This window comes from Sphingomonas sp. Leaf30 (genome assembly GCF_001422525.1).
GTDB classification, from domain to species: Bacteria; Pseudomonadota; Alphaproteobacteria; order Sphingomonadales; family Sphingomonadaceae; genus Sphingomonas; species Sphingomonas aerolata.
The window spans coordinates 85,767-93,018 of the sequence record NZ_LMKZ01000022.1 but is presented as its reverse complement, the minus strand read 5'-3'; the positions used below and the strand labels follow the sequence as shown (position 1 = coordinate 93,018).

The following is a 7,252-nucleotide window of genomic DNA, read 5'->3' as shown; positions in this document are numbered from 1 at the left end:
CCCCCCCCCCCCCGCGCCCGCCGCTCTCAGGAGCGCGAACCGCGCGGCGATGGGGCGGTATTATTCCCTGACGAATCGGGGAGGCGTCGCCTAAGGTCGGGGGATGGCATTACGGCTCGACAATCAGGGTTTCAGCGACACACTCGTCATTCTTGGTGCGGCGGGGCTGGTGATCCCGGCGTTTGCGCGGTTCCGGGTCAGTCCGGTGATCGGGTTCATCCTGGTCGGGCTGCTGGTGGGGCCGGCGGGGCTGGGTTCGCTCACCGGGGCGATGCCGTGGCTCTATTACCTGACGATTTCCAACCCCGAGGCGATCGAGCCGTTCGCCGAGTTCGGGATCATCCTGCTGCTGTTCTCGATCGGGCTCGAGCTGTCGTTCCGGCGGCTCTGGTCGATGAAGCGGCTGGTGTTCGGGACCGGGGCGGCCGAGCTGATCGGGTCGGCGATGATCATCGCGGTCGCGCTGCATTTCATCGGGCAAGGCTGGGCGGGTGCGATCGGGCTGGGCTTTGCGCTGGCGCTGTCGTCGACCGCGCTGGTGCTGCCGCTGGTCGGGACGACCGGCGCGGTCGGGCGCGGGGCGTTTGCGATGCTGCTGTTCGAGGATCTGGCGCTGGTGCCGCTGATCTTCGTGCTGGGCGCGCTCGCGCCGACCGCGACCGCGGACGGGTGGAGCAACCTGGCAGGCGTCGCCTTGCGCGGCGCGGCCACGGTGGTGGCGATGTATGTCGGCGGGCGGCTGATCCTGCCGCGGCTGTTCGGGCAGGCGGCGCGGACCAAGAGCCCCGAGCTGTTCCTGGCGGCGTCGCTGCTGGTGGTGATCGTGGCGAGTGTCGCGACGACCGCGGCGGGGCTGTCGCCGATCGTCGGCGCGCTGCTCGCCGGGCTGCTGATCGCGGAGACCGAATATCACAGCGAGGTCGAGGTGATCACCGCGCCGTTCAAGGGGCTGGCGCTGGGCGTGTTCCTGATCACGGTGGGGATGAGCCTGGACCTGCGGCTGATCGCGCAGAACTGGCCGTCGCTGCTGCTCGCGGTGACCGGGGTGGTGGCGACCAAGGCGGTCGTGACGTTCCTGTTCCTGCGCGTCGCCAATTCGCGGCGCGGGGTGGCGGCGGAGACCGGGCTGCTGATGGGGAGCCCGTCCGAGACGACGCTGATCGTGCTGGCGACCGCGGCGCAGGCGCAGCTGATCCTGCCGTCGACCGCGAGCTTCTGGCAGACGGTGACCGCGATCGGGCTGACGATCACGCCGCTGCTCGCCAAGCTCGGCCGCACCGTGTCGCGTCAGCTGGAAAGCCGGTCGACCGCGGAGGCGGGCGATGTCGAGATCGACGAGGAGGGTCCGGGGACGGTGGTGATCGGCTTCGGCCGGGTCGGGCGGATGGTCGCGGACATGCTCGCGGTGCACGGCCAGCGCTATGTCGCGGTCGAGGCGGATATCGATTCGGTCGAAGCCGCGCGGGCGCAGGGGCATCCGGTGCTGTTCGGCGACGTCGCGCGGCCCGAGCTGGTCGACCGGCTGAAGCTGGATACCGCCAAGGCGCTGATCCTGACGATGGACGACCCGGTGCTGACGGTGCGGCTGGCGCGGCGGGTGCGGCTGCTGGCGCCCAATTTGCCGATCGTCGCGCGCGCCCGCGACACCGCGCATGCCGCCGAGCTGTACCGCGCAGGCGTGACCGATGCGGTGCCCGAGACGCTGGAGAGCTCGCTGCAGCTGGCGGAGGCGGTGCTGGTCGACCTGGGCGTCGCGATGGGGCCGGTGATCGCGTCGATCCACGAGAAGCGCGACGAGCTGCGGCAGGAGATCAAGGCGGCGGCGGACATGCTGGTCGAGCCGCGGGTCCGCAAGGCCAAGCGGACGCCGCGGAAGGTCTAGCGCGGGGCGTCAGGCGTCGGTGAGGGTGAAGTCCCTGAACCGTTCGCGCAGCGCGGTCTTCAGGAGTTTGCCCGTTGCGGTGTGGGGCAGTTCGTCGACGAAGACGATCGCGTCGGGGAGCCACCATTTGGCGACGTGCTGCGCCAGATGATCGCGGATCGCGGTGTCGGTGACGGTGCTGCCGGGCTTGCGGACGACGATCAGCAGCGGGCGCTCGTCCCATTTGGGGTGGTGGATGCCGATCGCCGCGGCCTCCGCGACGCCGGGGCAGCCGATCGCGGCGTTTTCGAGATCGACCGAGCTGATCCATTCGCCGCCCGACTTGATGACGTCCTTCGACCGGTCGGTGATCTGCATCGTGCCGTCGGTGTGGAGCATCGCGACGTCGCCGGTGTCGAACCAGCCCTCCGCATCGACCGCGTCGCTGTCCGCGCCGAAATAGCGCTGCACCACCCAGGGGCCGCGGACCTGGAGCGAGCCGGCGATCGAGCCGTCGCGCGGGAGCACCTGCCCCTGATCGTCGACGATGCGCAGTTCGATGCCGAAGGGGACGCTGCCCTGCTTGGTGACGAGATCGAGCTTCTCGTCATGCGTCATCATGTCCCAGTGCGGCGGTGCGAAGCCCGCGGTGCCGATCGGCGAGGTCTCGGTCATGCCCCAGAGATGCTTGACCGACGCACCCATGGTCATGATCCGGTCGATCATCGCGCGCGGGGCCGCGGCTCCGCCGATCGTCACCAGCTTCAGATGCTCGGGTGCCTCGCCGGTCGCGTCGATATGCCCGAACAGCGCGAGCCAGACGGTCGGCACGCCCGCCGAATGCGTGACGTGCTCCTGGTTCATCAGCCGGCACAGCACGCCCGGATCGTTGATCGCCGAATAGACCACCTTCGCCCCCGACAGCGCGCAGGCGAAGGGCAGCCCCCAGGCGGCGGCGTGGAACATCGGCACGACGGGCAGCACGACCGCGCTGGGGGACAGATCGAACACCCATGGCGCGACCTCCGCCATCGCGTGGATCAGCGTCGAGCGGTGCGTGTAGAGCACGCCCTTGGGATTGCCGGTGGTGCCGCTGGTATAGCAGAGCATGCACGGATCGCGCTCGGGCCCCTCGACCCAGGCATAGTCGCCATCCTGCTCGTCGAGCAGCGCGCGGAAGCCGTCGGGGCCGAGATCGTCGAAACAGACATAATGGCGGATGCTCGACCATTGCCCGCGCAGCCGGTCGACGATCGGCTGGAACGCCTTGTCGTAGAGCATCACGCGGTCTTCGGCATGGTTGGCGATATAGACGAGCTGTTCGTCGAACAGCCGCGGGTTGATCGTGTGGATCACCCCGCCCATCCCGATCGTGCCATACCAGGCGACGAGGTGGTGTGCGTGGTTCATCGCGAGTGTCGCGACCCGGTCGCCGGGACGGACGCCAAGCTTTTCAAGCGCTTGGGAGAGCTTCTTCGCGTCGCGTGCGATGCCGGACCAGTCGGTGCGGGTCTCGCGTCCGTCCGCCCAGTAGCTGACGATCTCGCGGCGGCCATGTTCGCGCGCGGCATGGTCGATCAGCCGGGGGACGCGAAGCTCGAAGTCCTGCATTCCACCCAGCATCGTCGCTCTCCCAAGCAGTTTATCCGACGAGAGCCAGCCGCGTTTCCGAGGTCTTGAGCTCCACCTTTGTCACACCGTGCAACGACTCGATGTGCTCTGCAAGCTCGCCGTCGAGCAGGAAATCGCGGCCGAGCAGGATGCTGACCTCGCCGTCGGGGAGCATCGCGCGGACGCGGACCTCGCCGCGCGCGCCGCGGTGGTCGGCGAGCAAGGACGCGAGCCCGGCGAACGCGGCCATGTCCGAGATGGTCACGACGACCTGGAAGCGCGCGATGTTGGCGAGCCCCTCGAACGGCTGGATTCGCTTGATGCTGACGCGCGGCGTGTCCTCGCCGGGCTTACGATCGAGCTCGACGGTGATGAGGCCGCAGCCGCCCGCCTTGGCGGCGTCCTCGAGATCCTTCGAGACCTGATCGTCGAAACAGGTCGCCATGAACTGGCCGCTGGCGTCGGAGCATTGCGCCATCATGAAGCGCTTGCCGCGCGCGGAGGTGCGATAGCGCGCATCCTCGACCAGCACCGCCATCGTCGCGCCGGCGCGGCTGCCGTCGTCGGGAATGTTGAGCTCGGACAAGGCGGTATAGGCGCGCGCGCCGTGGCTGTTGGCGATGTGGCGGTGGCGGTCGACCGGGTGCGCGGAGAAATAGAAGCCGAACGCCTCCTTCTCCTGGTCCATCCGCTGGCTGAGCGTCCAGCGGACCGCGGGCGGCAGCTTGATCGCGTCGCCCGCGGGCTCGGCATCGCCGAACAGACCGCCCTGCCCGCTGGTCTTGGCGGCGTGGGTACGGGCGGCGATCGCGAGGATCGTCTCGGCGGTGGCGTGGATGCCGGCGCGGTTGGGCTCGAACCCGTCAAACGCGCCCGCGGCGGCGAGCGTTTCGAGCTGGCGCTTGTTGAGCAGGCGCGGGTCGACGCGCTTGGCGAGATCGTCGAGCCCGGCGAACGGGCCGTTCTGGACGCGCTCGACGATGAGCTTCTCCATCGCGCCTTCGCCGACCGACTTGAGCGCGCCCAGAGCGTAGCGGACCGCGGGTTCGCCGTCCTTCACCTCGACGTCGAACTCGGCCTGGCTCGCGTTGATGCACGGCGGCAGCGTGGCGATGCCCAGACGGCGCATGTCGTCGGTGAAGATCGCGAGCTTGTCGGTCTGATGCAGGTCGTAGCACATCGACGCAGCGAAGAATTCGTGCGGGTGATGCGCCTTCAGCCACGCGGTCTGGTAGGCGAGCAGCGCATAGGCGGCGGCGTGGCTCTTGTTGAAGCCGTAGCCTGCGAACTTGTCGATCAAGTCGAACAGCTCGTTGGCCTTGGCCTTCGGAATATTGTTCACCTTGGCGCAGCCCTCGACGAAGATCGCGCGCTGCGCGTCCATCTCGGCCTTGATCTTCTTGCCCATCGCGCGGCGCAGCAGATCGGCGCCGCCGAGCGAGAAGCCCGCGAGGATCTGCGCGGCCTGCATGACCTGTTCCTGGTAGACGAAGATCCCGTAGGTCTCCGACAGGATCGATTCGAGCGCGGGGTGCGGATATTCGATCGTCTCGGTGCCGTTCTTACGCCTGCCGAACGACGGGATATTGTCCATCGGGCCCGGTCGGTAGAGCGAGACGAGCGCGATGATGTCGCCGAAGTTCGACGGGCGGACCGCGGACAGCGTGCGGCGCATGCCCTCCGATTCGAGCTGGAACACGCCGACCGTGTCGCCCTTCTGGAGCAGCGCGTAAACGCCGGCATCGTCCCATTCGAGCGCGTCGAGATCGACCTTGATCCCGCGCTTGGCGAGCAGCTGCACGCCCTTCTGGAGCACCGAGAGCGTCTTGAGCCCGAGAAAATCGAACTTCACGAGGCCCGCGCCCTCGACATATTTCATGTCGAACTGCGTGACGGGCATGTCCGAGCGCGGATCGCGGTAGAGCGGGACGAGCTGAGCCAAGGGCCGGTCGCCGATCACCACGCCGGCGGCGTGGGTCGACGAGTGGCGCGGCAGCCCCTCCAGCTTCATCGCCAGATCGAGCAGCTTTCGCACGCCATTGTCGTTGGCATATTCCTTGGCGAGCTCGCCGACGCCGTTCAGCGCGCGCTCCAGCGTCCAGGGATCGGTCGGGTGGTTGGGGACGAGCTTTGCCAGCCGGTCGATCTGGCCATAGCTCATCTGGAGCACGCGACCGGTGTCTTTCAGCACCGCGCGCGCCTTCAGCTTACCGAAGGTGATGATCTGCGCGACCTGATCGCGGCCGTATTTCTCCTGGACGTAGCGGATCACCTCGCCGCGGCGGGTTTCGCAGAAGTCGATGTCGAAATCGGGCATCGACACGCGTTCGGGGTTCAGGAAGCGCTCGAACAGGAGCCCCAGCTTGATCGGATCGAGATCGGTGATGGTCAGCGCCCAGGCGACGACCGAGCCTGCGCCCGAGCCACGGCCCGGGCCGACCGGAATGTCGTGATCCTTCGCCCATTTGATGAAGTCGGCGACGATCAGGAAATAGCCGGGAAAGCCCATCTGGACGATCACGTCGACCTCGAAGGCGAGCCGCGCGCGATAGACGTCGCGCCAGCCGTCCTCGGCCTCTCCGTGGAGTTCGGTGATACGTGCCAGACGCTTTTCGAGCCCGGCCTCGGCGTCGTCGCGGAGCAGTTTCGCCTCGCCCTCGATATCGCCCGCGAGGCTGGGGAGGATCGGCTTGCGGTACGGCGCCATCACGGCGCAGCGCTGGGCTACGACGAGCGTGTTGGCGATCGCCTCGGGCAGGTCGGCGAACATCTCGTGCATCACCGGCGCGGGCTTCATCCACGCTTCGGGGCAGCTGCGGATGCGGTCCTCGGTCTCGACATAGGTCGAGTGCGCGATGCAGAGCATGGCGTCGTGCGCGTCGCCGAACGCGCTTTCGGTGAAGCAGCACGGGTTCGTCGCGACCAGCGGCAGGTTGCGCTCATAGGCGATGTCGATCAGCGCGTCCTCGGCGGCGATCTCGGTCGCGTCGCCGCGGCGTGAGAGCTCGATGTAGAGGCGGTCGCCGAACAGGTGCTGAAGGCGGTCGAGATAGGCGCGGGCGCGGTCGGGCTGGGCTTCCGCGAACAGCCGGGCGAGACCGCCCTCGCCGCCCGCGGTCAGCGCGATCAGCCCGTCGGCATGGCGTTCGAGCGCGGCGAAATCGACATGCGCGGGCATCTCGATCGGGCGATCGAGATGCGCCATCGAGACGAGCGCGCAGAGATTGTCATAGCCCTTCGCGTTCTGCGCGTAGAGCGCGATCCAGTCGAACGGGGTGGCGATGCCGTCGGGCATGTCGGGGCGGGCGAGCCCGAGCATCACGCCGATGACCGGCTGGACCCCGTCCTTCTTGGCGGCGTCCGAATAGGCCATCGCGGCGTAGAGGCCGTTGCGGTCGGTCAGCGCGGCGGCGGGAAAGCCGAGCGCGCGCGCCTGCTTGGCGATCGCCTTGGGATCGATCGCGCCGTCGAGCATGGTGTAGCAGGAAAAGACGCGGAGCGGGACGTAACCGGAATGCATGGGTGAGAGGTAGGCGTTGCGGCGTGATTCGACCAGACGCGATGGCGGGGGGTGCGGGTTGGGACGGGATGAGTTGAGGTGGGGTGTTTGGTTTTTGGTTCGGTGCTGTTCTCCCGCGAAGGCGGGAGTCCAGTCTGGGCCCCCGCCTTCGCGGGGGAACATCCTTGTGGTGAGGGTGCTGCCTACAATTACCACCCCGGCGGAGGCCGGGGCCCAGTTGGGGGACGTTGCTCATTGAGGTCTGCGCTTCGTTACTGCGA

3 protein-coding genes are annotated in these 7,252 nt (G+C 68.0%); 1 reads left to right on the top strand and 2 read right to left on the bottom strand.

Annotated features, from left to right (window positions below; translation table 11 throughout):
• Positions 1-103: 103 nt before the first annotated feature.
• Positions 104-1,882 carry a cation:proton antiporter domain-containing protein gene (locus ASE89_RS19420; RefSeq protein WP_056681311.1) on the top strand — a complete coding sequence of 593 codons (1,779 nt, stop codon included), beginning with the start codon at positions 104-106 and terminating at the stop codon, positions 1,880-1,882.
• A gap of 9 nt (positions 1,883-1,891) precedes the next feature.
• On the opposite strand, the gene ASE89_RS19415 is transcribed toward ASE89_RS19420, so the two are convergent.
• Positions 1,892-3,484, bottom strand: a complete 1,593-nt coding sequence (locus ASE89_RS19415) for a long-chain fatty acid--CoA ligase (protein ID WP_056681309.1) — start codon at positions 3,482-3,484, stop codon at positions 1,892-1,894.
• 19 nt (positions 3,485-3,503) lie between these two features.
• The gene (gene dnaE, locus ASE89_RS19410; RefSeq protein ID WP_056681307.1) at positions 3,504-6,992 is read right to left on the bottom strand and encodes a DNA polymerase III subunit alpha; all 3,489 of its coding nucleotides are present in this window, start codon (positions 6,990-6,992) and stop codon (positions 3,504-3,506) included.
• Positions 6,993-7,252: the final 260 nt, after the last annotated feature.